The sequence below is a fragment of the Achromobacter insuavis genome (assembly GCF_902859645.1).
Lineage (GTDB): Bacteria > Pseudomonadota > Gammaproteobacteria > Burkholderiales > Burkholderiaceae_B > Achromobacter > Achromobacter insuavis.
The window spans coordinates 86586-109310 of sequence record NZ_CADIJR010000008.1; the positions used below are offsets into that span (position 1 = coordinate 86586).

The 22725-nt window shown below is 68.8% G+C and carries 18 protein-coding genes and 1 tRNA gene; 8 read left to right on the forward strand and 11 right to left on the reverse strand.

What is annotated here, in order from left to right:
- Positions 1-49 precede the first annotated feature (49 nt).
- Together H0523_RS07040 and H0523_RS07045 are read right to left on the reverse strand one after the other, a co-directional pair.
- Entirely contained in the window at positions 50-316 is a 267-nt protein-coding gene (locus H0523_RS07040) for a PP0621 family protein (RefSeq protein ID WP_054429116.1), read from the reverse strand.
- A 1-nt stretch (position 317) separates the two neighbouring features.
- The gene (locus H0523_RS07045) at positions 318-1160 is read right to left on the reverse strand and encodes a cytochrome C assembly family protein (RefSeq protein ID WP_054429115.1); all 843 of its coding nucleotides are present in this window, start codon (positions 1158-1160) and stop codon (positions 318-320) included.
- Between the two features lie 106 nt (positions 1161-1266).
- Between H0523_RS07045 and ffh the strand changes: the two genes are divergently transcribed.
- Positions 1267-2673 (forward strand): signal recognition particle protein, encoded by a 1407-nt coding sequence (gene ffh / locus H0523_RS07050; RefSeq protein WP_049076369.1) that lies wholly within the window; start codon positions 1267-1269, stop codon positions 2671-2673.
- A gap of 176 nt (positions 2674-2849) precedes the next feature.
- Here ffh and lysM read toward each other — a convergent pair whose 3' ends face one another.
- From lysM to trmB, 6 genes are all read right to left on the reverse strand, one after another.
- A complete protein-coding gene (gene lysM / locus H0523_RS07055) occupies positions 2850-3296 on the reverse strand; it encodes a peptidoglycan-binding protein LysM (RefSeq protein ID WP_025138165.1) in 447 nt (148 codons plus the stop codon).
- Positions 3297-3544: 248 nt separating this feature from the next.
- Positions 3545-9025 (reverse strand): autotransporter domain-containing protein, encoded by a 5481-nt coding sequence (locus H0523_RS07060; RefSeq protein ID WP_054429114.1) that lies wholly within the window; start codon positions 9023-9025, stop codon positions 3545-3547.
- A 187-nt stretch (positions 9026-9212) separates the two neighbouring features.
- Complete coding sequence (locus tag H0523_RS07065) at positions 9213-10316, reverse strand: AraC-like ligand-binding domain-containing protein (protein WP_054429113.1); 1104 nt, start codon at positions 10314-10316, stop codon at positions 9213-9215.
- Positions 10317-10611: 295 nt separating this feature from the next.
- Positions 10612-10812, reverse strand: a complete 201-nt coding sequence (gene thiS / locus H0523_RS07070) for a sulfur carrier protein ThiS (RefSeq protein ID WP_006391536.1) — start codon at positions 10810-10812, stop codon at positions 10612-10614.
- A 12-nt stretch (positions 10813-10824) separates the two neighbouring features.
- The gene (pip, locus tag H0523_RS07075; RefSeq protein ID WP_054429112.1) at positions 10825-11766 is read right to left on the reverse strand and encodes a prolyl aminopeptidase; all 942 of its coding nucleotides are present in this window, start codon (positions 11764-11766) and stop codon (positions 10825-10827) included.
- Positions 11766-12536, reverse strand: coding sequence for a tRNA (guanosine(46)-N7)-methyltransferase TrmB (gene trmB, locus H0523_RS07080; protein WP_156333443.1), 771 nt, complete (start codon positions 12534-12536; stop codon positions 11766-11768). Before trmB ends, pip begins: the two co-directional genes overlap by 1 nt.
- Positions 12537-12714: 178 nt before the next feature.
- On the opposite strand from trmB, the gene H0523_RS07085 reads away from it, so the two are divergent.
- The 5 genes from H0523_RS07085 to H0523_RS07105 all read left to right on the forward strand — a co-directional run bounded on the left by H0523_RS07085 (position 12715) and on the right by H0523_RS07105 (position 17185).
- On the forward strand, positions 12715-13626 hold the full coding sequence (locus tag H0523_RS07085; RefSeq protein ID WP_054429110.1) for a LysR family transcriptional regulator: 912 nt from the start codon (positions 12715-12717) through the stop codon (positions 13624-13626).
- A gap of 157 nt (positions 13627-13783) precedes the next feature.
- Positions 13784-14977, forward strand: coding sequence for a CaiB/BaiF CoA transferase family protein (locus H0523_RS07090; RefSeq protein ID WP_054429269.1), 1194 nt, complete (start codon positions 13784-13786; stop codon positions 14975-14977).
- Positions 14978-15017: 40 nt separating this feature from the next.
- On the forward strand, positions 15018-15980 hold the full coding sequence (locus tag H0523_RS07095) for a hydroxymethylglutaryl-CoA lyase (protein WP_054429109.1): 963 nt from the start codon (positions 15018-15020) through the stop codon (positions 15978-15980).
- 66 nt (positions 15981-16046) lie between these two features.
- Entirely contained in the window at positions 16047-17033 is a 987-nt protein-coding gene (locus H0523_RS07100) for a Bug family tripartite tricarboxylate transporter substrate binding protein (RefSeq protein WP_054429108.1), read from the forward strand.
- Positions 17034-17111: 78 nt separating this feature from the next.
- Positions 17112-17185 (forward strand) — tRNA-Gly (locus tag H0523_RS07105).
- A gap of 177 nt (positions 17186-17362) precedes the next feature.
- Here the strand turns inward: H0523_RS07105 and H0523_RS07110 are convergent.
- The 3 genes from H0523_RS07110 to H0523_RS07120 all read right to left on the reverse strand — a co-directional run bounded on the left by H0523_RS07110 (position 17363) and on the right by H0523_RS07120 (position 20042).
- Positions 17363-18235: a nucleotidyl transferase AbiEii/AbiGii toxin family protein gene (locus H0523_RS07110; protein WP_180180044.1), complete on the reverse strand. Its 873-nt coding sequence runs from the start codon at positions 18233-18235 to the stop codon at positions 17363-17365.
- Positions 18223-19305: a hypothetical protein gene (locus H0523_RS07115; protein ID WP_054429107.1), complete on the reverse strand. Its 1083-nt coding sequence runs from the start codon at positions 19303-19305 to the stop codon at positions 18223-18225. Before H0523_RS07115 ends, H0523_RS07110 begins: the two co-directional genes overlap by 13 nt.
- Before the next feature lie 116 nt (positions 19306-19421).
- Entirely contained in the window at positions 19422-20042 is a 621-nt protein-coding gene (locus H0523_RS07120; RefSeq protein ID WP_054429106.1) for a TetR/AcrR family transcriptional regulator, read from the reverse strand.
- A 108-nt stretch (positions 20043-20150) separates the two neighbouring features.
- Between H0523_RS07120 and H0523_RS07125 the strand changes: the two genes are divergently transcribed.
- A complete protein-coding gene (locus H0523_RS07125; RefSeq protein ID WP_054429105.1) occupies positions 20151-21611 on the forward strand; it encodes an amidase in 1461 nt (486 codons plus the stop codon).
- Positions 21612-21663: 52 nt separating this feature from the next.
- Complete coding sequence (locus H0523_RS07130; protein ID WP_054429104.1) at positions 21664-22719, forward strand: DUF72 domain-containing protein; 1056 nt, start codon at positions 21664-21666, stop codon at positions 22717-22719.
- The last annotated feature ends 6 nt before the right edge of the window (positions 22720-22725 follow it).

A 22725-nucleotide genomic window follows, 5' to 3' on the forward strand; every position in this document is an offset into this window, starting at 1 on the left:
GTGATGCCCCGGCGCTTATTCCCGCGAGGGCGGCTCGCCGCGGCGCGGGTTATTTGGTCGCCGGGCCGAGCCGGGCGTGTTCCTGGCTGCACCAGGTCTGGCCGCCCTGCAGCAGGGCTTCCGAGCGCGGCAGGTGGATGCCGCAGTGGGCGCAGCGGACCATGGCTTCCGGGGCGCGGGCGGCGGGCTGGCCGGTCTTGCCCTGGGGGCTGGCGCCCGCGGGGCCGTCCTGGCGGGCGGCGGCCATGCGGCCGGCGATGCGCGCCACGAACAGCACGCCGATGATGATGACGATCCAGAACAGCAGCTTGCCCACGTCAGCCTCGATGCAGAATGACTTCCAGCACGAACCGGCTGCCGGTGTAGGCCAGGATCAGGAAGCCGAACCCGGTCAGGGTCCAGCGCAGGGCGACGCGGCCGCGCCAGCCCCAGATGTGGCGCCCGGCCAGCAGGACGCCGAACGTCAGCCAGGACAGCAGGGTGAAGACGGTCTTGTGGTCGAACGGCAGGATCTGGCCGGTGAGCTTCATGGAGGCGATGGAGCCCGAGCCGACGGCCAGGGTCAGCACCACGAAGCCGATCCAGATGATGCGGAACAGCAGCTGTTCCTGCACCAGCAGCGGCGGCTGCGAGTCCAGCACGCGGCCGATGATGCTGCGTTCGGCGGGGGCGTCCAGCGGGCGGTGCAGGTGGCGGTCGAGCAGCGCCATCATCATGGCGTGCAGGGCGGCGATGGTGATCAGGCCATAGGCGGCCAGGGCGATCAGCAGGTGGACGCGCAGCCAGGCGTTGTCGGCGTGGGGCACGAACTGGCCCTGGGGGAACAGGGCGGCCAGGCCGCTGGCCAGGGTGGCGGCGGGCAGCAGCAGCAGCTGCAGGCCGTCGATGCGCACCAGCAGGCTTTCGAGCCAGAAGACGACCATGCCCAGCCAGATGGCGGCCGACAGGGCCAGCGCCCACCCGATGAACAGGTGCGGGGCCCCCAGCATGGATTGCTGCAGCCCGATTCCATGAAGAACCAGGGCTCCCAGCAGGCACAGACGGGCGATCTTGCCCGTTTGCTCGACTTCCCCGGCGCCGGCCAGGCGGATCCAGAGGGACCCTCCGAGCACGGCGTACGCCAAGGCGGCCGCTGTGTGAAATACAATGCCTAGTGACATAGAAACCGTTGTCTGGATGGGGCCTGGGGGCGCATGCCGCCCGACAGTGCGGAATCCGCGCCTGCGGCCACCGTTCAATCAACTAGTTTAAGCGGAAACGCCCCTCATGCTCGATAACCTAACTCAACGCCTGTCGCGCGTCGTCAAGACGCTGCGCGGCGAAGCCCGCCTGACCGAGGCCAACACCCAGGAAATGCTGCGCGAAGTGCGCATGGCCCTGCTGGAAGCCGACGTGGCGCTGCCCGTGGTGCGCGATTTCGTCGCCCGGGTCAAGGAAAAGGCGCTGGGCGAAGAAGTCGCCAGCAGCCTCAGCCCCGGCCAGGCCCTGGTGGGCGTGGTCCACAAGGAACTGACCGCCCTCATGGGCGGCGACCTGGGCGCCGATTCCGGCGAACTGTCGCTGGCGGTGCAGCCGCCCGCCGTCATCCTGATGGCCGGCCTGCAGGGCGCGGGCAAGACCACCACCACCGGCAAGCTGGCCCGCTGGCTGAGCGAAGGCCAGCACACCCAGCACGGCCGCAAGACCGGCAAGAAAAAGGTGTTGGTGGTGTCCGCCGACGTCTACCGCCCGGCCGCCATCGACCAGTTGAAGAGCGTGGCGGCGCAGGTCGGCGTCGATTTCCTGCCGTCCGATCCCAGCCAGAAGCCCGAGGACATCGCCCGCAACGCGGTCGACCATGCCCGTCGTCACCACTACGACGTGCTGATCCTGGACACGGCCGGCCGCCTGGGCATCGACGAGGCCATGATGCGCGAGATCCGCGCGCTGCATGACCTGGTCAAGCCGGTCGAAACGCTGTTCGTGGTCGACGCCATGCAGGGCCAGGACGCGGTCAACACCGCCCGCGCCTTCGCCGAGGCGCTGCCGCTGACCGGCGTGGTGCTGACCAAGCTGGACGGCGACGCCCGCGGCGGCGCGGCGCTGTCGGTGCGCCACGTCACCGGCAAGCCGCTGAAGTTCGTCGGCGTCTCGGAAAAGCTGGACGGCCTGGAGCCGTTCTACCCCGAGCGCATGGCGCAGCGCGTGCTGGGCATGGGCGACATCGTCTCGCTGGTCGAGCAGGCCCAGAAGAACATCGACATCGCCGAGGCCCAGAAGCTGGCGGCCAAGATCAAGTCGGGCAACAAGTTCGACCTGAACGACTTCCGCGACCAGCTCGGCCAGGTCAAGAAGCTGGGCGATATGGGCTCGCTGCTGGAAAAGCTGCCGGCCCAGTTCCAGCAGGCCGCCGGCCAGCTGCAGGGCGGCCAGGCTGAAAAGCAGCTGCGCCGCACCGAGGGCATCCTGAATTCCATGACGGCCGCCGAGCGCGCCAAGCCGGAACTCATCAAGGCCTCGCGCAAGCGCCGCATCGCGGCGGGTTCGGGCGTGCCGGTGCAGGAGGTCAACCGCCTGCTGGCCCAGTTCGAGCAGATGCAGGGCATGATGAAGCAGATGAAGAAGGGCGGCATGGCCAAGATGATGCGCGCCATGGGCGGCATGAAGGGCATGGGCCGCTTCATGAAGGGCTGATCGGCACGGGTGTCCGGCGGCAGGGCCCGACCCTCGGGCTCGCCGATGACCGCCGGCCCCTGCCCGTGATCGTCACCAAAAAAATGGCCAGGCATTGCGCCTGGCCAAATCATCGCGGCAGGCAGGGGGTTCTGCGCCGCGATACGGGCCCGCGAGGGCCCATTCCGTTGGGTTGCCTACGACAGCGGCGGGATGCGCAGCACCTGGCCGGGGTAGATCTTGTCGGGGCTGGTCAGCATGGGCTTGTTGGCCTCGAAGATCAGCGTGTTCTTGGCGCCCTGGCCCTTGCCGTATTGCGCCTCGGCGATCTTCCAGAGGTTGTCGCCCTTCTGCACCGTGTACATCTTGGCCTCGGGCGCGGCCTGCTTGACCTTCAACTGATTGTCCACCGCGGCCACGCCGACGGTGTTGCCCAGCGCCAGGGAAATCTTCTCGGCGGCTTCGGTGCTGGCGGCTTCGCCCGCGACCGTGACCTTGTCGCCGTCCACCGTGATCTGCAAGCCATCGGCGTTCAGGCCGTGCTTGTCCAGTTCCTTCTTCAGCTCATCCGCCGTCGCCGCCTTGGCTTCGCTGGCACCGAAGAGTTTTTCTCCAACGTCCTTGATGAAATTGAGCAGACCCATAGTGTTTCCTTTATCTATGCTGCGTTGAGAAAAAGAGAAAGCGCGTTCAGGGTGCGCGGCCAGGTGCCCCCGTCCGCGCTGGCGACAACGCCAGCCTCGACGATTATGACCCGCCCCATCGTCGCGAGACGAGGGGGTAACGTGTAACAGGTTGCTAGCCGGTTGCCAGAGTCCGCAAGAATGCGCGCCAGTTGACGGCAAAAACACGGGCATCGCCCCGGCCAGCGGCCGCCGGGGCGAAAAAAGGGTTAGAACCGGAGCGTGAAGCTGGCCTTGACGCCGTGGTCGCTCAGGCCGGCGCCCAGTTGGCCGTTGTAGGCCAGGCCCAGGGTGGTCCGGGCGGTGGCCGCGTAGTCGAGCCCGGCCTCGAGCACCGCGGTGTCGCGCGCCAGCGGCACGCCGCTGACGGCAAAGGCGCCGCCGCCGGCGAACCGCATCGTGGCGAGCGGGGTCGCGTCGCCGAACGCGTGACGCCAGCCGGCCATGCCGCGCAGGGTCAGCGGCGCGCCCTTCAGGTCCAGGGCGGTCGCGGCGCGCAGGCCGAGCGTGGTGAACGTGATGTCGGTGCTGGCGGCCGCGGCCGAGAGCGCCGCCGCGCCGCCGCGCTCGGTGAAGCCGTGGGTGCGCAGTTTGACGTGGGCGACGTTGGCGTAGGGTTCGAGACCGGCGCCGCCGGCGCGGATCTGGTAGGCGAGTTCGCCGAAGACCTGCGTGGTGCCGGCGCGATAGCCGCCTTTGAGGCGGTCGGAGAAGCCGGGGAAGTCGACATCGCGGCGCGTGGACAGGTCGTGCCAGGTGTGGCTGGCGCCAGCGCGCAGGGCCAGGCCGCGCCACTGGGCGCCGCCGTAGAGGCCCAGGTGGTAGTTGTCGCTCGATCCCGATGATTGCCGGTCTTTGACATTGAAGCCGGTGCGGCTGTAGCCGGCCACCGCGCCCAGTCGCCAGTGCTGCGATACCGGGGCGTCGGCGCCGGCGAGAAAGCCGCCGGTCGAGCGGTTCAGCCGCGCGGCGTTGGTGTTGCCGCGGGTCTGGGCCCAGGCGCCGAAGGCCTGGCTCCACAGCGCCGCGCGCTCGGCGCCGGCCGCCAGCGCGCGCGGCTGGCCGTTTTCGTAAGCCACGCCGGGGGCGGCGCCGTAGCCGCCGCCATCGAAGGCGGCGCGGACGCGGTCGTTGAGGGCATCGCGCAGGTAGCGGCTGTCTTCGATCAAGGCGGTGCGGATCGAGGCATGGACCTCGCCCGACAGTTGGTCGAAGGCGGCCCGCGCCTGCTGCGCCGACAGGCCCAGCAGCGCGTCATGCAGCGCGTTGCCCTGGCCGAGACGTTCGGCGCCGCCGCCCGCGGCTGCCTGGTTGGGCGTGGCGCCGACGTCCTGGAAGCCGATCTGGTTGCGGGTCAGGGTCAGGTAGACATTGTTGGCGTCGTAACCGAGCGTGGGCGACAGGAAGGCCTGGTTCGAGGTGACGCCGCTGAACTCGCCCGTGCGGCCGCCGTTGGCGGTCAGGAGGGTGTAGCGGGTGAGGCTGGCGTAATTGCCGGCGCCGGCCACCACCTGCACGGCGCCGCCGTTGATCGTGGCGGTGCCCGAGGCGATGATCCGGTCCGATCGCCCCGCCGCGTCGACTTCGGCTTCGTAGGTCGAGCCGGGGTTGAACACCAGGTTGCCGGCGACGTTGAGCGTGCCGATCGAGTTGCCGGGCGCCACGGTGCCGCTGACGGCGGTGTCGCCCACGCTGCCATTGCCCTGCAGGCGGCCGGCCGCGCCGACATCGAGCGTGCCGCCGAGCTTGCCGTTCACCGCCAGCGTGCCGGCCTGGATGGTCGTCGCGCCGGCGAAGGCGGAGGAGTCGCCGGTCAGGTCGAGCTTGCCGGCGCCGAGCTTGCGCAGGTCGCCCTGGCCCGACAGTTGGCCGCCATAGGCGGCATCGGCCGGTTGGTCGAAGGCCAGGGACGTGCCGGCGGCCAGCGCGGCATTGCCGCGCAAGGCGTTGGCATGGGTCACCATGGCGCCGCTGGCGAGCCGCAGGTTCATGGCCGAGACGCCGGTCAGCGTCAGGGTGCCGGCGCCCAGCTTGATGAGATCGCCCGATCCGGTGATCGCGCCGGCGTAGGCCGTGTCGATGGACTGGTCCACCGTCAGGGTGGCCGTGCCCAGCGCCACCGTGCCGCCCGCGCCGGACAGCGCGGACATCGTCAGGTCGTGATTGTTCAGGTCGAGCGTGCCGCCGTTGACGACGTAGGCGGTGCGGGCGGCGAATGCGCCCGAGCTGCCGGCGCGCAGCGTGCCGCCGTCGACCAGGGTGCCGCCGGTGTGGGTGTTGGCGCCGGTCAGGACCGTGGTGCCGCTGCCGGACTGGCGCAGGGCGCCGTTGCCGGAGATGTCGCCGGCGAAGGTGAAGGTATCGCCGCGGTTGAAGGCCAGCATGCCCTGGTTGACGACGTTGCCGCTGATCGAGCCGGTATTGCCGCCGTCGCCCAGCTGCAGCGTGCCGCCGGTGATGGTGGTGCCGCCGCTGTAGGTGTTGGCGCCGGTCAGGACGAGCGTGCCGTTGCCGGCCTTGGTCAGCGACTTGCCGTTCCAGCCGGTGGCGGCGTTGGCGGCCTGGTCGGCGAGGGCCGCGCCCACGGTGAAGCGGCTGCCGGCGTCGGCGAGGGTGAAAGTCCCGCCCGCCAGGCTGTTGTTGGCGGTCCAGCTCAGGCCGTAGGTGGCGAGATACTGTTTGCCATCGGTCGACTTGCGGGTCGAGGCCGCGAGGTAGTCCACCGCGCCCGCGAAGCCGCCGATGTTGAGCGTGGCGAATTCTCCCTGGATGCCGCCGCGCGTGTCGATCAGCAGCCGGTCCTGGACCAGCGGGCCGTCGATGCCGCTGAGATTGAACGTGGCGTCGGCGCCGATGATGACGCGGTCGGCGGTCAGCGAGGGGCCGTTCGCGTTGGCGGTGATCGACAGCACGGCGCCGGCGCCGTTGTTGCCGATCAGGTTGACGTCGTTGGCGACGGCGACCGTGGTCTTGCCGCTGATCGCCAGGTCGCCGTTCTCGTGCACGAAGAGGTCGCCGCCCAGCTGGTTGACGCTGGCGCTGGCGCCATCGCCGAATTGCAGGGTGCCGCCGTAGATGGAGGTCTGGCCGCGCTCGCCGCGCGCGTAGCCGGCATAGGTGTTGGAGCCGCTCAGGATCAGCGTGCCGCTGCCGCGCTTGGTCAGCGACAGGCCGGCGCTCGGGGAGTCGGCCAGGCGGCCGCTGAAGGTCGAGTTTTGCGCGCCGTCGACCGTCAAGGTGCGCAGCGCGCCGTCCGTGTTGGTGACCAGGCCCGCGCCCGACAGGGCGCTCACGGCGACGTCGTAGCCGCCGATGCTGAAGGTGCCCGCGCTTTCCACGTTGAGGGCGCTGCTGGCGGACAGGGCGTCGGCGACGCCTGCCTGCAGCGTGCCGCCACGCACCGTGGTCGACCCCGTGTAGCCGTTCCTGCCACGCAGTATCAGCGTGTCGCTGCCGGCCTTGATCAGCGAGGCGCCGGCGCCGCCGGCGTTGCCGCCGTCGGCGATGACGCTCCAGAGTTCGGTGGCGTCGGCGCCGCCGCCGATCGTTAGCGTGTTGCTGCCGAGGAAAATCCTGCCCTCGCCGGTGAGCTGGCCGATCGACAGCTTGCCGTCGCCCGCCACGCCGATGCTCTGGCTGAAATCGACGATGGCGCCCGCCCCGTTGATGAGCTTCGCGTTGCCGCCGTCGGCGTGGCCCAGGAAGTTGACGCGGGACGTGTTGGTGATCGTGGCGCTGCCGGCGGTGCTGTTGTCGAAGAAGAACAGATTGCCGTTGTTGGTCACGTTGGCGCGGCTGGCCGAACCGTGGTCATGGAAGCCCAGCAGGCCGTTGTTGATCAGCCGCGTGTCGCCCGCGTTGGCGTCGGAATAGAAATGCGTCGAACTGGCGCCGCTGGCAATCGTGATGAGGCTGATGCCGGTGCTGGGGCTGTAGAACTCGAGCCGCGCGCCGACATCGATGGCGCCGCTGATCGAGCCGGCGGGATTGGGGGTGTTCAAGGCCAGCGTGCCGCCCGCGACGACGGTGCCGCCGGTGTAGGCGTTGCTGCCCGTCAGCGTGAGGGTGCCGACGCCGGCCTTGACCAGCTTGCCATCGCCCGAGATGGCGCCGTCGTAGGCGCCGTCGATGGCCTGGTTGAAGGTCAGGGTGCCGTTCGCGCCCGTCGTGAAGGTGACGTTGCCGGCGATGCTCGCGCTGTTGCCGGACAGGTCCCCTTGCCTGACCGTCCAGTCCTGGTTGCCGGTGCCCGTCAGCACCCAGGCGCCGCTGCCGGTTTTTTCGTAGCGGTCGAAGCCGCTGTAGCGCTGGTCGGCGCCGATCTGCGTGACGTCGAACGTGCCGGTTGCGCCATCGCCGCCGAGCGCCAGGACGTTGTCGGCGCCGCCCTCGGCGACGACGACGTTGCCGAGGATGATCGCCCCCGGCTGCAATTCCAGGCGGTTGCCGCTGCCGGCCAGCTCGATGGCGTTGGCGCGCTTGCCGTCGTTGGACATGCCGCCGGCAATGGCGCCGTTGTTGATGATCGAGATATTGCCGGTCGCCGCGCCAGAGATGCCGACGCCGCCCGCGCCGGCGACCTTTGAGTTCGCATACACGTCGCCGCCCGCGCCGCCGTGGATCCTGCCCGCGTTGACGAGGCTGGCCGCCTGGCCGGCCAGGAAGCTGACCGCCGCGCCGCCGGTGCCCGAGACACTGGCGGCGCTGTCATAGCCGGTGGAACCGCCCTCGCCACCGTTGATCAGGCCGGTGGCGTCATTGGTGATCGTGCCGCCCCAGGCCTGTATGCCGACGCCGCCGGGGCGGCCGTAGAACTCGCGGGTCGACGCGGCCGCGCCGCCGGAGATGGTGCCCGCGTTCCTGATCTGTCCGAGGTTGCTCAGCACGCCCGCGGCCGCGTTTCCCGCGAGGAACGGGCTGCTGCCGCCCGCGCCGCCGCGTACCAGGCCGCCCGCCACGATGAGGGTTCCGCCATCGTAGAGGAATATTCCCGCGCCACCGCTGCCAGCGGCGGAGCGTATGAGGTCGGCGGATGCGCCGCCATCGCCGCCGGTGACCTGGCTGTTGCCCGAAAGGCGTATGGTGCCCCCCCGCGCCAGGACCAGCCCGGCGCCGCCGCCGCCGCCATTGGTGATGGCGTAGATGTCCGTGGTGGCGCCGCCCGAGCCTCCCCGCAAGAAAGCGTTGTTGAGCTCGATGGTGGCGTTCTGCCCCAGGGACACCAGTCCTGCGCCACCCCCGCCGCCGCCCGCGGCGTTGGGGGAGCTGGAATCGGCGTTGCCGCCGTTCGATCCATTCAGCCCGGTCAACACGCTGAAGTACGCCTGGTTGGTGACCGTTCCGATTCCGCCTGCCCCGCCGGGCCAGCCACTGGAGTCGCTACCCCCGCCGGCGCCGCCCGCTACGCCGTTGAAGGCGGCCTGGCCGCCTCCCGGTCCTTGGCCGTTCTCCGGTTGCAGCCAGGGTTCGAGCGTCTGCACCGCGTTGCCGCCCCGGCTGGCCGGGGTGCTGCCGGCCCCGCCGCCGCCGCCGCCGATGCCGCCCCGCCCGCTGTTGAAGTTCAGGCCGCCGCCGTCGCCGCCGCCGTACAGGATCTGCTGCGCGTGCGCGCCGGATGCGGTCGCGAAACCGAGGGCGATCGCCAGGGACAGGGCCGACAGGCGCAGGGGAGAGCGGCAGGTGGGATGCATGGGATTGCCCGCAATTTGAAAGCGGACAATCTTCCGGGATCCAGGACTTTTTTCCTTGGCGCCACGTCCCGGAAAACCATACCTGGCGTCCCAGCGTCCCAGCGTCCCAGCGTCCCAGCGGCCAGGCGTCTCGTCGTTCCGCCTGCGCGGGGCCGCGCGTCCGGCGCGTCGCGGCGGGAGGCGCCGGCTAGCCGGCGGCGGCTCCGGCGGGCTGGCGGATATCGGCGAGCCAGGCCTGGATCATGATGGCGTCCGCGTGCGACCGGACGCCGGCCAGCTCATCGTCCCAGGTGCGCTGGGCGTTGGCCCGGACCTCGCTGGGACTGGCGCCGAAACGCAGCCGGAAGGCCCGGCTGAAGGCACTTTCGCTGGAAAATCCGTAGCGGTAGGCCAGCTCGGCGATGCCGATGCGGTTGCCCGTGGCCAGCAGCAGTTCGTCGAAGCAGCGGTCCAGGCGGCGTCCCTGCACATAGGCATTGACGCCGCCATCGCGCAGGAACAGCCGGTACAGGCTGGAACGCGAGATGCCGATGGCCGCCGCGATCGTCTCCGGCGACAACTGGTCGGAATCCAGGTGGCGCTCGATGTGGCGCCGGACCAGCCGGTGCATGCCGTCGCTGACCATCTGGCGCGCCTCGCCGTCGTTGTCGGCAGCGCGCAGCGCCGACAGGCTGCCGCTGAGCAGCATCAGGCCGGCGTTGACCGAGGCGGACATGGCTTCGCGCGTCAGGCCCGAGGCGTGTTGCATCAGTTGCGTCAGGTGCGACGCAAGCAGGCGCGTCGCGCCCTGCGAAGGGTCGAGCAGGGCGCCATGCAGCTTGCGGTCGCGCAGCGCCGTGGGCAGGCGGTCGCGCGGCACGGTCAGGGTGATGGTGGAGAAGGAGGCGGTGCGGCTGTCCATGGTCTGCCCCAGGTCGAGCAGCCCGATCGACCCCGCGCCCACCTTGACCTGGCGCTTGCCATAGTCGCCCTGGGTGCCGCCGTCCACGAACAGCTGGATCAGCAGGTGGTCGACCTGGCTGCGGCGCACGTCCAGCGCGCTGCGGCGATGGCGCATGGCGGTCGAGCAGGTGCTGTGGCTGATGAGGCTGTCGCCCAGGTGGGTGCCGCTCATCTCGCCGGTGAACGGCTGCGGACCCGACTCGATCTCCAGGTCGACGTAGGGGCGGACCAGCGTGCGCCAGATATCCGGCGCGTCGGGCGTGACGCGGCTGTCGAACCGCGCGTGGAATTGCGGCGGGGCGCCGGCCCGGTCCGGGGCGTCGGGGCGGGGGGAAGGTTTGCGGCTCACGCGTCGAAGCTCCCTGGTCGGTCTTGTTGTGAGGCGTCCCGCCTGGCCGCGACACCAGGCCGGATGCTTCCGGGAAGTGGACTTCTCCGCCGGGCCGGTTCGGCCCAGGCGCTTGTGTGCTGCGGATTATCGACGACACCCGGCGTTGCCGGAAAGCGTTATCCGCTGACAGGTTGACGGCGTTTGCGGCGGATCATTAACCCCGGCGCCGAAGGAAGGCGTTTCACGGGCCGGAAAACACGAAGGGCTGCATCGCTGCAGCCCTTTCCCCGGGGTGTCCGGCTGGCGGCGCGGCTCAGCCGCCGCCCACCGCCACCACGATCTCGACCTGGTCGCCGTCGGTCAGCGCGGTCTGCGCGTGCTGGCTCTTGGGCACGATCTCGCCGTTGCGCTCGACCGCCACGCGCTTGCCGGCATAGCCCAGCGTTTCGAGCAGTTCGTTCACCGTGGTGTCCAGCGGGAACTCACGGGCGTCGCCGTTCAGGGTGATGTGCATGTCGTGGTCTCCTCAGCGTTTGGCGTAGGCGTCGGTGGCGGCGATCAGGCGCGCCAGCGTGCCGGGTTCGTCGAAGGCGTGGCCCGCGTCGGGCACGATGTGGAATTCGGCCTCGGGCCAGGCGCGATGCAGGTCCCAGGCGGTGCGCGCGGGCGTGCAGGCGTCGTAGCGGCCCTGCACGATGGTGCCGGGGATGCCGCGCAGCTTGTGGGCGTCGCGGATCAACTGGCCTTCTTCCATGAAGCCGGCGTTGACGAAGTAGTGGTTCTCGATGCGGGCGAAGGCCAGCGCCGCGCGGTCGGCGGCGTGGCTCTGCTGGTGGCGCGGGCTGGGCAGCAGCGTGATGGTGCTGTCTTCCCACTTGCTCCAGGCCTTGGCGGCGCGCAGCTGCTCGGCGGGGTCATTGCCCGTCAGGCGCTTGTGGTACGCCGCCACCAGGTCGCCGCGCTCGGCTTCTGGGATGGGGGCCAGGTACTCTTCCCAGCGATCGGGGAACAGCCACGACGCGCCTTCCTGGTAGAACCATTGCACTTCGGCGTGGCGCAGCGTGAAGATGCCGCGCACCACCAGTTCGCTGACGTGCTGCGGATGCGTTTCTGCGTAGGCCAGCGCCAGCGTCGAACCCCACGAGCCGCCGAACACCAGCCATTGGTCGGCGCCCATGATTTCGGTGCGCAGGCGCTCGATGTCGGCCACCAGGTGCCAGGTGGTGTTGTTGTCCAGGCTGGCGTGCGGCGTCGAGCGGCCGCAGCCGCGCTGGTCGAACAGCAGCACGTTGTAGCGCTGCGGATCGAACAGCTGGCGATGCACCGGCGAGCAGCCGCTGCCGGGGCCGCCGTGCAGGAACACCGCCGGCTTGCCCTGCGGATTGCCGCACATTTCCCAATAGACCTGGTGACCGTCGCCGGTCTCCAGCATGCCGTGGCGGTAGGGTTCGATCGCGGGGTAGAGCATCAGGCGACTCGCTTGAAGATCAGGTCCCAGACGCCGTGGCCCAGCCGCAGGCCGCGCGTCTCGAATTTGGTCAGGGGGCGGTAGTCGGGGCGCGGCGCGTAGCCGTCCGACGTGTTCTTCAGTTGCGGCTCGTTGCCCAGCACGTCGAGCATCTGCACCGCGTAGTCTTCCCAGTCGGTGGCGCAATGGATGTAGCCGCCCGGCGCGATGCGGCTGGCCAGCAGCGCGATGAACGGCGGCTGCACCAGGCGGCGCTTGTGGTGGCGCTTCTTGGGCCACGGGTCGGGGAAGTAGATGTGCACGCCAGCCAGCGAATCCGGCGCGATCATGTCGCGCACGACCTCGACCGCGTCATGCTGGATGATGCGCAGGTTGGGGATGCTGGAGTCTTCGATGCGGCGCAGCAGCGAGCCGACGCCGGCGTTGAACACTTCCACGCCCAGGAAGTTGTCGCCCGGACGCGCCAGCGCGATCTTCTCGGTGGTCTCGCCCATGCCGAAGCCGATTTCCAGCACCGTCGGCGCTTCGCGGCCGAAGGCGGCGGCCGGATCCAGGCGGCGGGCGGCGTAGGGGATGGACCACTTGCCCAGCAGCTGTTCCAGCGCGGCCAGCTGGCCCTGGGTGATGTGGCCGCGGCGATGCACGAAGCTGCGGATGTGCGTGGCGCCCGGACTGTTGGGGGCGTGCGCGGCGCTGGCCAGCGCGGCCTCGGTCTGGGGGGAAACCGGCGCGGGCGCGTCGGGGTTGCCGGGTGTTGCGGGGGTGTTCACGGGCGGATTCGCAGAGCTGTTCGTTGTCATAGGCGGGATTGTAGTGGCAGCCCCGCCGGGCTGCAGTCCGTATTGGGGATTAAATGGGGACTTATCGCTGGCGCGCTGCCCGGCCGTGGCCCGGGGGCCCACGCGCTATAGTGCAGCCGCGGCGTCCGCCTAGCGCCGCCTGCCCGCCATGAATATCGCCCGCATCGACCTCGTCACGCTCTCGCTTTTCGTCTCGGTGGCCCGCCAGGGCAGCATCTCGGCCGGCGCGCGCGCGTCCCACCTGGCGGTGGGGGCGGCCAGCAAGCGGATCTCGGACCTGGAGGCCGCGCTGGACACCCAGCTGCTGTACCGCAACGCGGCCGGCGTCGAGCTGACCGAGGCGGGCCAGGCGTGCCTGGTCCATGCCCTGCGGGTGCTGCAGGAAGTCGAGCAGATGGCGGGCACGCTGTCCGACTACGCCCGGGGGGTGCGCGGGCAGGTGCGCATCGCCGCCAATACGTCGTCGCTGACCCAGTTCCTGCCGGAGGACCTGGCGTCTTTCATGGAAGCGCATCCGGCCGTGCGCATCGACCTGGAAGAGCAGAACAGCAGCGACATCGTCACCGCCGTGCTGGAAAACCGCGCCGACATCGGCGTGTTCGCCGACCGCACCCCGGCGGCGGGGCTGGCCACCGTGCCGTACCGGCTCGACGAGCTGGTGCTGATCGTGCCGCAGCGCCATCCGCTGGCGCGCCAGGCGCGGGTGGCGTTCGCCGATACGCTGGCCTACGACTACGTCGGCCTGCCGCCGGCCACGTCCCTGGCCACCCGCCTGGCCGACGAGAGCGGCCGGCTGGGGCGCGACATGCGGCTGCGCATCCAGGTGCGCAGCTTCGACGCCATCTGCCGCATGGTGGCGGCCACGCGCGGGGTCGGCATCCTGCCGCGCCTGGCGGCCGAACCGCATGCGCGCTCCATGCCGATCCGGCTGATCGCGCTGTCGGACGACTGGGCGCGCCGCTGGCTGTTGCTGGGCGTGCGCGACGCCGACGCGCTGCCGGTGGCGGCGCGGCTGCTGCTGGCGCATCTGCGCGGCGGCCAGGAGCCGCCCGCGGCCTGAGGCGGCGCGACGGCCCGCCGCGGTTTCAGCCGCGGCGTGGCGCATCAAGGGGCTTTCTCGATCCGGGAATGCCCCCTTCCCGAATCGTCCATTCCACCGCCGTGGGCGATGGCGCACACTGCCCGCCATGATTGGTTGGATGCGCCCGGGAGGCGACATGGCAGGGCAGATACTCGCCGGCATACGCGTGCTGGAACTCGGACAACTCATCGCGGGGCCGTTCGCCGCCAAGACGCTGGCGGACTTCGGCGCGCAGGTCGTCAAGATCGAACCGCCGGGGCAGGGCGACCCGCTGCGCAAATGGCGGTTGCTGCACGAGGGCACCTCGGTGTGGTGGGAGGCCCAGTCGCGCAACAAGCAATCCGTGTGCGTGGACCTGCGCCAGCCCGAGGGGCAGGACATCGTGCGCCAGCTGGCGGCCGAGGCCGACGTGCTGATCGAGAATTTCCGCCCCGGCACGCTGGAGAAGTGGGGCCTGTCGTGGGAGACCCTGCACGCGCTGAACCCGCGCCTGATCATGCTGCGCATTTCCGGCTACGGCCAAACCGGGCCGAAGGCGCGCGAGCCGGGCTTTGCCGCCATTGGCGAAGCCATGGCCGGCCTGCGCTACCTGAATGGCGAGCCCGGCCGCGCGCCGGTGCGCGCCGGCCTGTCGCTGGGCGACACCATCGCCGGCCTGCACGGCGCGCTGGGCGTGCTGCTGGCCCTGTACCAGCGCGATGCCCGGGGCGGCCAGGGGCAGGTGATCGACGCGGCCCTGTACGAAAGCCTGTTCAACCTCAGCGAAAGCCTGCTGCCGGAGTATTCGGTGTTCGGCGCCGTGCGCGAGCCGGCGGGTGCGTCGCTGCCGGGCATCGCGCCGTCCAACGCCTATCCGTGCCGCGACGGCTACGTGCTGATCGCGGGCAACGGCGATGCCATCTACGCCCGCCTGATGGCCCGCATCGGCCGCGACGACCTGGGCCGCGATCCCGACCTGGCGCATAACGACGGCCGCGCCCGCCGCGTCGCCGAGATCGACCAGGCCATCGGCGCCTGGACCGGCGAGCGCGGCATCGACGAGGTGCTGCAGGCCATGCGGGAGGCCGACGTGCCGTCGGGCCGCATCTATTCGGTGGCCGACATCGCCCATGACCCGCACTATCAGGCGCGCGGCGCCATCACCCGCCTGGAGGCCGCCAGCGGCATCGCGGTGGACATGCCGGCGGTGTTTCCGTGCTTGTCGGCCAACCCCGGCGCGGTGCGCGAGCGCGCGCCGACGCTGGGCGAGCATACGGATGCGGTACTGGAGGCGGCGGGCCTGAGCGAGGAGCAACGCGAGGCGTTGCGGGCGCGCGGCGTGATCGCATGAGCTATTTCAATTTCCACTGCCCGGCAGCGAGGATGCATCCATGAATACCGGTTCCCCCGTCCTGGAAATCAACGAAGTCGGCCCGCGCGATGGCTTGCAGATCGAAGCGCGCATGGTGCCCACCGAGGACAAGATCGCCTTCGTCGATGCCTTGTCCGACTGCGGCTTTGCCCGTATCGAGGTCACCAGCTTCACCTCGCCCAAGGCCATCCCGGCGCTGGCCGATGCGGGCGCCGTGATGCAGGGCATCCGCCGCCGGCCCGGCGTGATCTATACCGCGCTGGTGCCGAACATCCGCGGCCTGGAGCGGGCGCTGGAAGCCGGTGTCGATGAGATGAACCTGGTCATGTCGTGCAGCGAGACGCACAACCGCGCCAACCTGCGCATGACCCGCCAGCAATCGTTCGACGAACTGAGCCAGGTGCTGGCCGCCGCCGGTCGCGCCGGGGCGCCCTGCAATGTCTCGCTGTCGACCGCGTTCGGCTGTCCGTTCGATGGCGACGTGCCTGCGGCGCAGGTGCTGGACCTGGCCGCCCGGCTGGTCGACGCCGGCGCCCGCGGCATCACGCTGTGCGACACCACCGGCATGGCCTATCCCAGCCAGGTGGGCGAGCTGTGCGCGCAGGCCGCGCAGCGCCTGCCGGGCATCGCGCTCACCGCCCACCTGCACAATACGCGCGGCATGGCCCTGGCCAACGCTATCACGGCCTGGCAGGCCGGCATCACCCGCTTCGACGCCGCCGCGGGCGGCCTGGGCGGCTGCCCGTACGCGCCGGGCGCCAGCGGCAACGTCAACACCGAGGAACTGGTCCACATGTTCGAGTGCATGGGCGTGCGGACGGGCGTGTCGCTCGACGCGCTGCTGGCCATCCTGCGCGGATTGCCGGGGCTGGTCGGCCGCGAACTGCCCATGGCTTTGCTGCGCGCCGGCCCCCGACTGGCCGCGCATGCGCCGCCCGCCTGGCTGGCGGAGCGGTTCGGACCGGCCATCGACGCCGCCTAGATTTTTGCCTTACCCCACGCGCCCGTCATCGGGGGCTTTATACAAAAACAGCAAGGAGACAACCGCATGACCCCCTTCCGTTCCATTCCCGCGCTACGCGCCTGCGCCGTCGCGCTGGGCCTGGCCGCCGCCGGCGCCGCCCACGCGCAGGCGGATTTTCCCAATCGTCCTGTCACGCTGATCGTATCCGCCGCGCCCGGCGGCACCACCGACATCGCAGCCCGCCTCATCGCCCAACCCTTGGGCGTAGCCCTGGGCCAGAGCGTCGTCGTCGAAAACAAGCCGGGCGCTTCCGGCGGCATCGCCGCCCAGGCGGTGGCCCGCGCCAAACCCGATGGCTACACGCTGCTGCTGCAGTATTCGGGCTTCCAGGTGATCACCCCGCATGTCACGCCGACCTCCGGCTGGGATCCGATCAAGGACTTCGCGCCCGTCGCCAACGTGTTGTCCGCGCCCCAGGTCGTGGTGGTGCGGCCGGACCTGCCGATCAAGTCGCTCAAGGACCTGGTCGCCTACGCCAAGGCCAACCCCGGCAAGCTCAACTACGCCTCGTCCGGCAATGGCTCGTTGCAGCAGGTCGCCACCGAACTGCTCAACCAGATGGCCGGCACGCAGATCACGCACATCCCGTACAAGGGCACCGGCCCCGCGCTGAACGACCTGCTGGGCGGCGCCGTCGACATGACCATCACCACGCCGCCGCCGCTGCTCGGCCAGATCGCCGCCGGCAAGCTGCGCGCGCTGGCCGTCACCGGCAACACGCGCCTGGCGTCGCTGCCGGACGTGCCCACCGCCGCCGAGGCCGGCTATCCCGACCTGATCGTCTCGTCGTGGTTCGCCATGTACGCGCCCAAGGACACGCCGGCGCCGGTGGTGGACAAGATCGCCGGTGAAATCCAGAAGATCATGCAGACCGACGCCTTCCGCCAGAAGGCGGCCGAGCAGGGCGCCGAGGCCGAATTCATGGGGCCGAAGGCGCTGGGCGACTACACCCAGGCCGAGCTGGACCGCTGGGGCAAGGTGGTCAAGGGGGCGGGCATCACGGCCAATTGAGGGGGCGGCCTGTGGGGGTAAAACCCAGGCTATAATTCTCGCCTCTGCCCTGGTCTTGCGCCAGGGCACGACACCCGAGCGGGTGTAGTTCAATGGTAGAACGGCAGCTTCCCAAGCTTCATACGAGGGTTCGATTCCCTTCACCCGCTCCATTCCAAAGAATGCCAACGACGGCTACTGACGTCCAGATCCGCGTGAGCCGCGTCTCCCTCACATGATGCTCCAACCTGAATTACCGTTTGAGTTCCTGGTAAGGCAGCGTCTTTCAGTGCAGTGATCGGAGGCTCCGGCAGGCCGCGAGGTTCGCGCCTGGCCCCTGGGGTCATGACTCAAGTTCGCAGCGCCATGGCGCGCAGCAGCGCATCAATCTGCCCGAATGCATCTTGCTGCCATTGTTCGGGTGTGCGGTCTCCCAGCGCATGCGTGTCTTCGACGAAGCGCCTCACGCAGGTGGGGCCGTATCCCTCGAAGGCATCGAACTTGTCGGCGATGTGTCGAAACCCGCGCTCGCCGCTTGCGTGTTCCAGTAGAGGGAGACATTCTTGCGCCAGCGCCTCGATGCCATCAAGGTAGTTCCGCACGCAGTAGTAGATATCGTAGGCATCCTTCTGCTTGTAGCGGCCCGCCAGCGCATGACCTTTCATGGCCAATAGCGCAGGGATGGAGCACACCGCGATCTCTACGCGGTTGGTCCCTCCGTCCGGCATTGGGCCCTCCACCGCCACCAGCTGATAGAACCGCATCGCCAAGTCAGCGCCGTCGGCCCGTTGTACGGCAAAGTCGCTGATCAGGGGAGGGGTGTTCTTGACGATCTCCGCGTCGCGCGGCATCAAGAAATCGATCACGATGTCGATCGCCTCTCCGTCATCTCGTGCGGGAACCTGGCGAACCAGCTGGAAGCGCCGAAGCCCGTCGCGCTGGGTGTATCCGTGGCTCTGAAGCGCACCGATCAAGGTTGCGTACTCGCCGTCGCCGAGCGCTTCTGCATCCAGACCAACGTCCACATCGAGCGTGCCGACGTGGGGCATATCCTCGTTGGCCAACAGCAACCAGGGTACTGCCCCGCCGATGATGGCAAACTTGCCTTGGAAGCTGCCAAGTATCTGACCGATCTCGATCAGCACGGATTTCACGGCCGCGTTCGTGCGGTCGTCATATTCGGCGGCCGATTGGGGCTCCTGAGATGGCGTCATTTGGGCCATGAAAGCTTTTCCTTGCGCAGGTGGTCGGCGGCCTCGGCGCCGCGTTCGCCGGCAATGGACAGGTCGAGGTAGGTTTGAACCAGACTCGTGCAGACTGCGCCCGGCGCAGGTTCAACGGTGTCGGCTAGCAATCCCGTGTCCTTCGGCACGATGATGACCATGTTCTCGCCCTTTGCGGCAGGCGCGAGCTGCAGCGCTGCCTGAAGCTTGTGTAGGCCATCCTCGTCGGCGAAGAAGTAGTGTGTGCCGGTACGACCGTAGGGCGAAAGCCACTGCGCTGCCGAGAACGATGCGAAAACAGCACGTCCAGGACCGTCCGAGCGTAGCGCGGTACGGGCCGCGTTTTCGAACATGCTGCCATGCAGGGGGGTGTAGAACCGCAGATGTTCACCTGACGGTGCGGTGTAGCTGTCTCGCCATGCGTCCAGCAGTGCATCGGGTTCCGAGAGGATGAGGCCATCGTTCGAGGCGCGTGCCCATTCCCGATTAATCAAGCCGGTGCGCACATTGCTGACGTGCCCCAGGCTGACGCCGGAAATTTCCGACAGTTCCGTGACGCGCCATGCACGGCCAGGTTCGCGCAGCATGACGCGCAGAACCTGAGCCGATCTTGGCCTGAACAGCGATTTGAGTTCGCGCTGTTCGGCCGCCGGTTTGTCCGCCATCAGGCGCTCGATGAACACGCCACCAAAAGCGATCCGGGCGTTGCCCTCCAGGTCGAGATAGCTGACGTCCTTCTCTTCGCACAATCGCCTCACCGCAGGTGAGAGGTAGGGAGCAATGAAGACAGGCGTCGCCTCGGGAGCTCGCTCCGCAATGTAGTTCCGTAGCTCCAGCAACGCGGACCGGGCATGCCGCGGTTGCCCGTTCGATTTGTATTCGCAGATAAGTAGGTGCCGTTGGCCGTTGACGAGCAGCCGAGCGGTCAAGTCCGGCTCCCAATCGCCGCCGGATAAGGCTTCGGCTTCGATGCCTTCTATCTGAAGGATCGGGATTTTTTCAAGCACCAAGCGCAGCGCCTCACCCGCCCGGGCTTCCGACGCTTTCATTGGATTAGTATCTTTCATCATTTGCTGAAAATACCATATTTATTGAAAATCGTCGGCATGATTTCATTATTATTGGTTGTTTCAACTTTTGCTGAAACTCTTTCATAAAGTGAAATTATCCTCTTCACCCGCTCCATTCACCGACGATCGACCGTACCCTGCCGTGCGATGACGGCCTCGACGATCCGCCGCAACTGCCGGTCGGCGTCGCGGACTGACCGGTTCTGCGCGGACACCTGCGCACCCTCGAACAGGAACGTGAGTTCGCTCGCCGTCTCTTCAGGCGACGCCAGGCCCGCCCGCTCGCACAGGCTGGCCAGCCGCCGCCATTGCCGCACCTTGTGTTCCTCGATCAGTTTGCGGCCGGGATGTTCCGGATCGGGCAGTTCCGCGATCGAGTTGATGAACGCGCAGCCGCGGTGCGACCAGGCGCGCGCCTCGTCCGAAAAATAGGTGACCCATCCGAGGATCTGCGCGCGGGGATCGTCCGGATGCGCGGCTTCGATGGCATCGAGCGCGCGCCAATAGTCGTCGATCACCTGGCGCAGCCATTCGGTCACCAGCACATCCTTTGATTGGAAATGGCGGTAGATCGCCATCTTCGTCGTGTTGCCGCGGGCGGCGATGGCCTCGACGCCGGTCGCCCGGATGCCTTCGTTGTAGAACAGCTCGCCGGCCGCCGCGAGCACGCGTTCACGCGGCGCGGGCGCGGGAGCGGGCACGGCCTCGTTCTGGTTGTCGCTCTGTTTTCTTTTCATGGGTTCTTGACGACGATACCGATCGGTATCATCATTCGGATTTTGTTGATACTGATCAGTATCACTCAGTGGCGATTCTATGCCACCCCTGGTCGATAGGAAACAGTAATGAAGCTCTCAGAGTACGTGCAGTACGACGCGATCGGGCTTGGCAGCCTCATCGCGCATGGCGAGATGAGTCCGCGGGAGCTCGCTGACACGGCGCTGCAAGCGTGCGCACAGATCAATCCGAAGATCAATGCGGTGATCGAAAGCTGGTCGCCGGACCTTGCCGACGTTGCCCCCGCGCGGGAAAGCAATTCGCCCCTCGCGGGCGTCCCTTTCCTGATCAAGGATGTGGGTGTCGCGATGGCCGGCAGGAAAAACGAGTTCGGCAGCAGGCTGGCGCAAGGCTTCACGGCCGCAGCCGATTCGCTGCTGATGCGGCGCTTTCGCGAGGCCGGGCTGGTGACCCTGGGGCGAACCGCCACGCCCGAGTTCGCCTGGAGCGGCACGACAGAATCCACGCTGTGCGGCCCGACGCGCAACCCGTGGAACGTGGCCCACGGCGCGGGCGGATCGAGCGGTGGCGCCGCGGCGGCGGTTGCCGCTGGCATCGTGCCGTTGGCCCATGCCACCGACGCGGCCGGCTCGATCCGCATTCCCTCGGCGGCTTCCGGCGTGTTCGGGCTCAAGCCGACGCGCGGCCGCGTATCCAATGGCCTCGCGCTGGAAGAGGCCATCAACGGCCTGGCGGCCCAGCTTGGCGTCAGCCGTTCGGTGCGTGACAGCGCCGCGCTGCTCGACGCGGTGCAGGGCGCGGCCGGTGGCGAGCCGTACGCAATTGCGCCGCCGGTTGGCCGTTACCTGGCGCAAGTCGGCATCGAACCCGGCAAGCTGCGTATCGGTGTCATGCCGCAGGCCTGGGGAGGCCAGCGCACCCAGGCCTGCGTCCTGGAGCGCCTTGCCGAGGCGGTGCGGCTGTGTGCCTCGCTCGGCCACGAGGTCGAAGAGGCCGAGGCGCCGCTGGGCGTCAGCTGGGAGGCGTTCGTGCATGCCAGCTCGGTGCTGTGGTCCGCCAATATCGCCACATGGATCGACGGAATCGCGGGCGCCATGGGGCGCCAGCCCGACCTGGCAACCCTGGAGCCGCAGACGCTCGCGGTCTATCGAACGGGGCGCGGGATCGGCGCCATCGAGATGGTCCATGCCCTCGATCTGCGCAATGCCGTGACCCGCAGCGTGGCGGCGTTCTTCTCGCGCTACGACCTGCTGTTGACCCCCACGCTGCCCGACCTGGCGCCGGTGTTGGGGACCTATGCCGCCGGCGCCGAAACGATGGACGGCCACCAGTGGACCGACCGCGTCTTCGGCAGTTCGCCGTTCACGCCGGTGTTCAACGCCGCCGGGTTGCCGGCCATGTCGGTGCCGTTGTTTCAGGACGCCGCGACCGGCCTGCCGATTGGCATGCAGTTCGTGGCGCCGGCCGGCCGCGAGGATGTGCTGTTCCAGGTGGCCGGCCAGTTGGAGCGCAGCCTGCCGTGGGCGGGGCGGGAACCAGGCGTGTGGGCGTCGACGGTGCACGCGTGAACCGGCGTGATTCAAGTACCCTATAGCCCATTCCCGTGCCAGAACCACAAGTATGCAAGACGATCTTTTCGGCGATGCGCTGCCCGTGCCGTCGGCCAACGTGCCGGATCCCGCAGCGCCTCGGGCCGCTCCCGACCTTTCCGCCCTGCGGAGCATGGCCAGGGTGCTTCCCGCTCCCGCAGGAGAGGAATGGCGCGCGCTCGCCCAGCAGTTGCCGGCCCAATTGCGCTTTGGCGTCTCCACCTGGTCATACCCGGGTTGGGAAGGGCTGGTCTGGGACGGTGAATACGATTCGAGCACGCTATCCCGACACGGCCTGGGCGCCTATCATCGGCATCCGCTGTTGCGCACGGTTTGCGTGGACCGCACTTTCTGGCAGCCGTTGACGGCGAGCCAGTACGCCGCCTACGCGGGGCAGGTCGATGACGATTTCCGTTTCGTCGTCAAATGTCCCGCCAGCGTTACCGACGCCCAGGTGCGTGGCGAAGCAGGCAGGACGCGCGAGGCCAACCCGCTTTTCCTCGATCCGTCGGTGGCTGTCCAGGAATTCGTGCGCCCGGCGCTTGAGGGCCTGGGCGCCAAGCTCGGCGTCCTGGTGTTCCAGCTGAGCCCGCTGCCGCTGGGCATGCTGAGCCGCTCGGCATCGCTGTTCGAGAAACTGGATCGCCTGCTGGCGGCTGTCCGGGAGGCCTTGTCCGGGCATGATGCCGTGATCGTCGCCGTGGAAGTGCGGGACCCGGAACTGCTGGGTCAGGCGCTGGTTGACACGCTCAGGGCGCATGGGGCCACTTTCTGCCTGGGCCTGCATGGCAAGATGCCGCCGATCGACGCGCAACTGCCGGTGCTGCGCGCGCTATGGCCGGGGCCGCTGGTCTGCCGCTGGAACCTGAACCGTGTCTTCGGCGCCTATGGCTATGCCGACGCGCAGAAGAAGCACGATCCGTTCAATGCCATTGTCAGCGAGGATCTCGCCACGCGCACGGCGCTGGCGCGCACGATCCGCGGCATCACGGGCGCGGGCCAGCCGGCCTACGTGACGATCAGCAACGATGCCGAGGGCTGTGCGCCGCTGTCCATCCAGAAACTGGCCCAGGCCATCGCGGCGTAGGGCCAG

What these genes read in the sequence shown, in the direction of transcription:
- H0523_RS07045 (WP_054429115.1), bottom strand. Translation starts at nt 1,160, where the DNA reads ATGTCACTAGGCATTGTATTTCACACAGCGGCCGCCTTGGCGTACGCC.
- ffh (WP_049076369.1), top strand. Translation starts at nt 1,267, where the DNA reads ATGCTCGATAACCTAACTCAACGCCTGTCGCGCGTCGTCAAGACGCTG.
- lysM (WP_025138165.1), bottom strand. Translation starts at nt 3,296, where the DNA reads ATGGGTCTGCTCAATTTCATCAAGGACGTTGGAGAAAAACTCTTCGGT.
- H0523_RS07060 (WP_054429114.1), bottom strand. Translation starts at nt 9,025, where the DNA reads ATGCATCCCACCTGCCGCTCTCCCCTGCGCCTGTCGGCCCTGTCCCTG.
- thiS (WP_006391536.1), bottom strand. Translation starts at nt 10,812, where the DNA reads ATGCACATCACCCTGAACGGCGACGCCCGTGAGTTCCCGCTGGACACC.
- pip (WP_054429112.1), bottom strand. Translation starts at nt 11,766, where the DNA reads ATGCTCTACCCCGCGATCGAACCCTACCGCCACGGCATGCTGGAGACC.
- H0523_RS07085 (WP_054429110.1), top strand. Translation starts at nt 12,715, where the DNA reads ATGAATATCGCCCGCATCGACCTCGTCACGCTCTCGCTTTTCGTCTCG.
- H0523_RS07090 (WP_054429269.1), top strand. Translation starts at nt 13,784, where the DNA reads ATGGCAGGGCAGATACTCGCCGGCATACGCGTGCTGGAACTCGGACAA.
- H0523_RS07095 (WP_054429109.1), top strand. Translation starts at nt 15,018, where the DNA reads ATGAATACCGGTTCCCCCGTCCTGGAAATCAACGAAGTCGGCCCGCGC.
- H0523_RS07100 (WP_054429108.1), top strand. Translation starts at nt 16,047, where the DNA reads ATGACCCCCTTCCGTTCCATTCCCGCGCTACGCGCCTGCGCCGTCGCG.
- H0523_RS07110 (WP_180180044.1), bottom strand. Translation starts at nt 18,235, where the DNA reads ATGGCCCAAATGACGCCATCTCAGGAGCCCCAATCGGCCGCCGAATAT.
- H0523_RS07115 (WP_054429107.1), bottom strand. Translation starts at nt 19,305, where the DNA reads ATGATGAAAGATACTAATCCAATGAAAGCGTCGGAAGCCCGGGCGGGT.
- H0523_RS07120 (WP_054429106.1), bottom strand. Translation starts at nt 20,042, where the DNA reads ATGAAAAGAAAACAGAGCGACAACCAGAACGAGGCCGTGCCCGCTCCC.
- H0523_RS07125 (WP_054429105.1), top strand. Translation starts at nt 20,151, where the DNA reads ATGAAGCTCTCAGAGTACGTGCAGTACGACGCGATCGGGCTTGGCAGC.
- H0523_RS07130 (WP_054429104.1), top strand. Translation starts at nt 21,664, where the DNA reads ATGCAAGACGATCTTTTCGGCGATGCGCTGCCCGTGCCGTCGGCCAAC.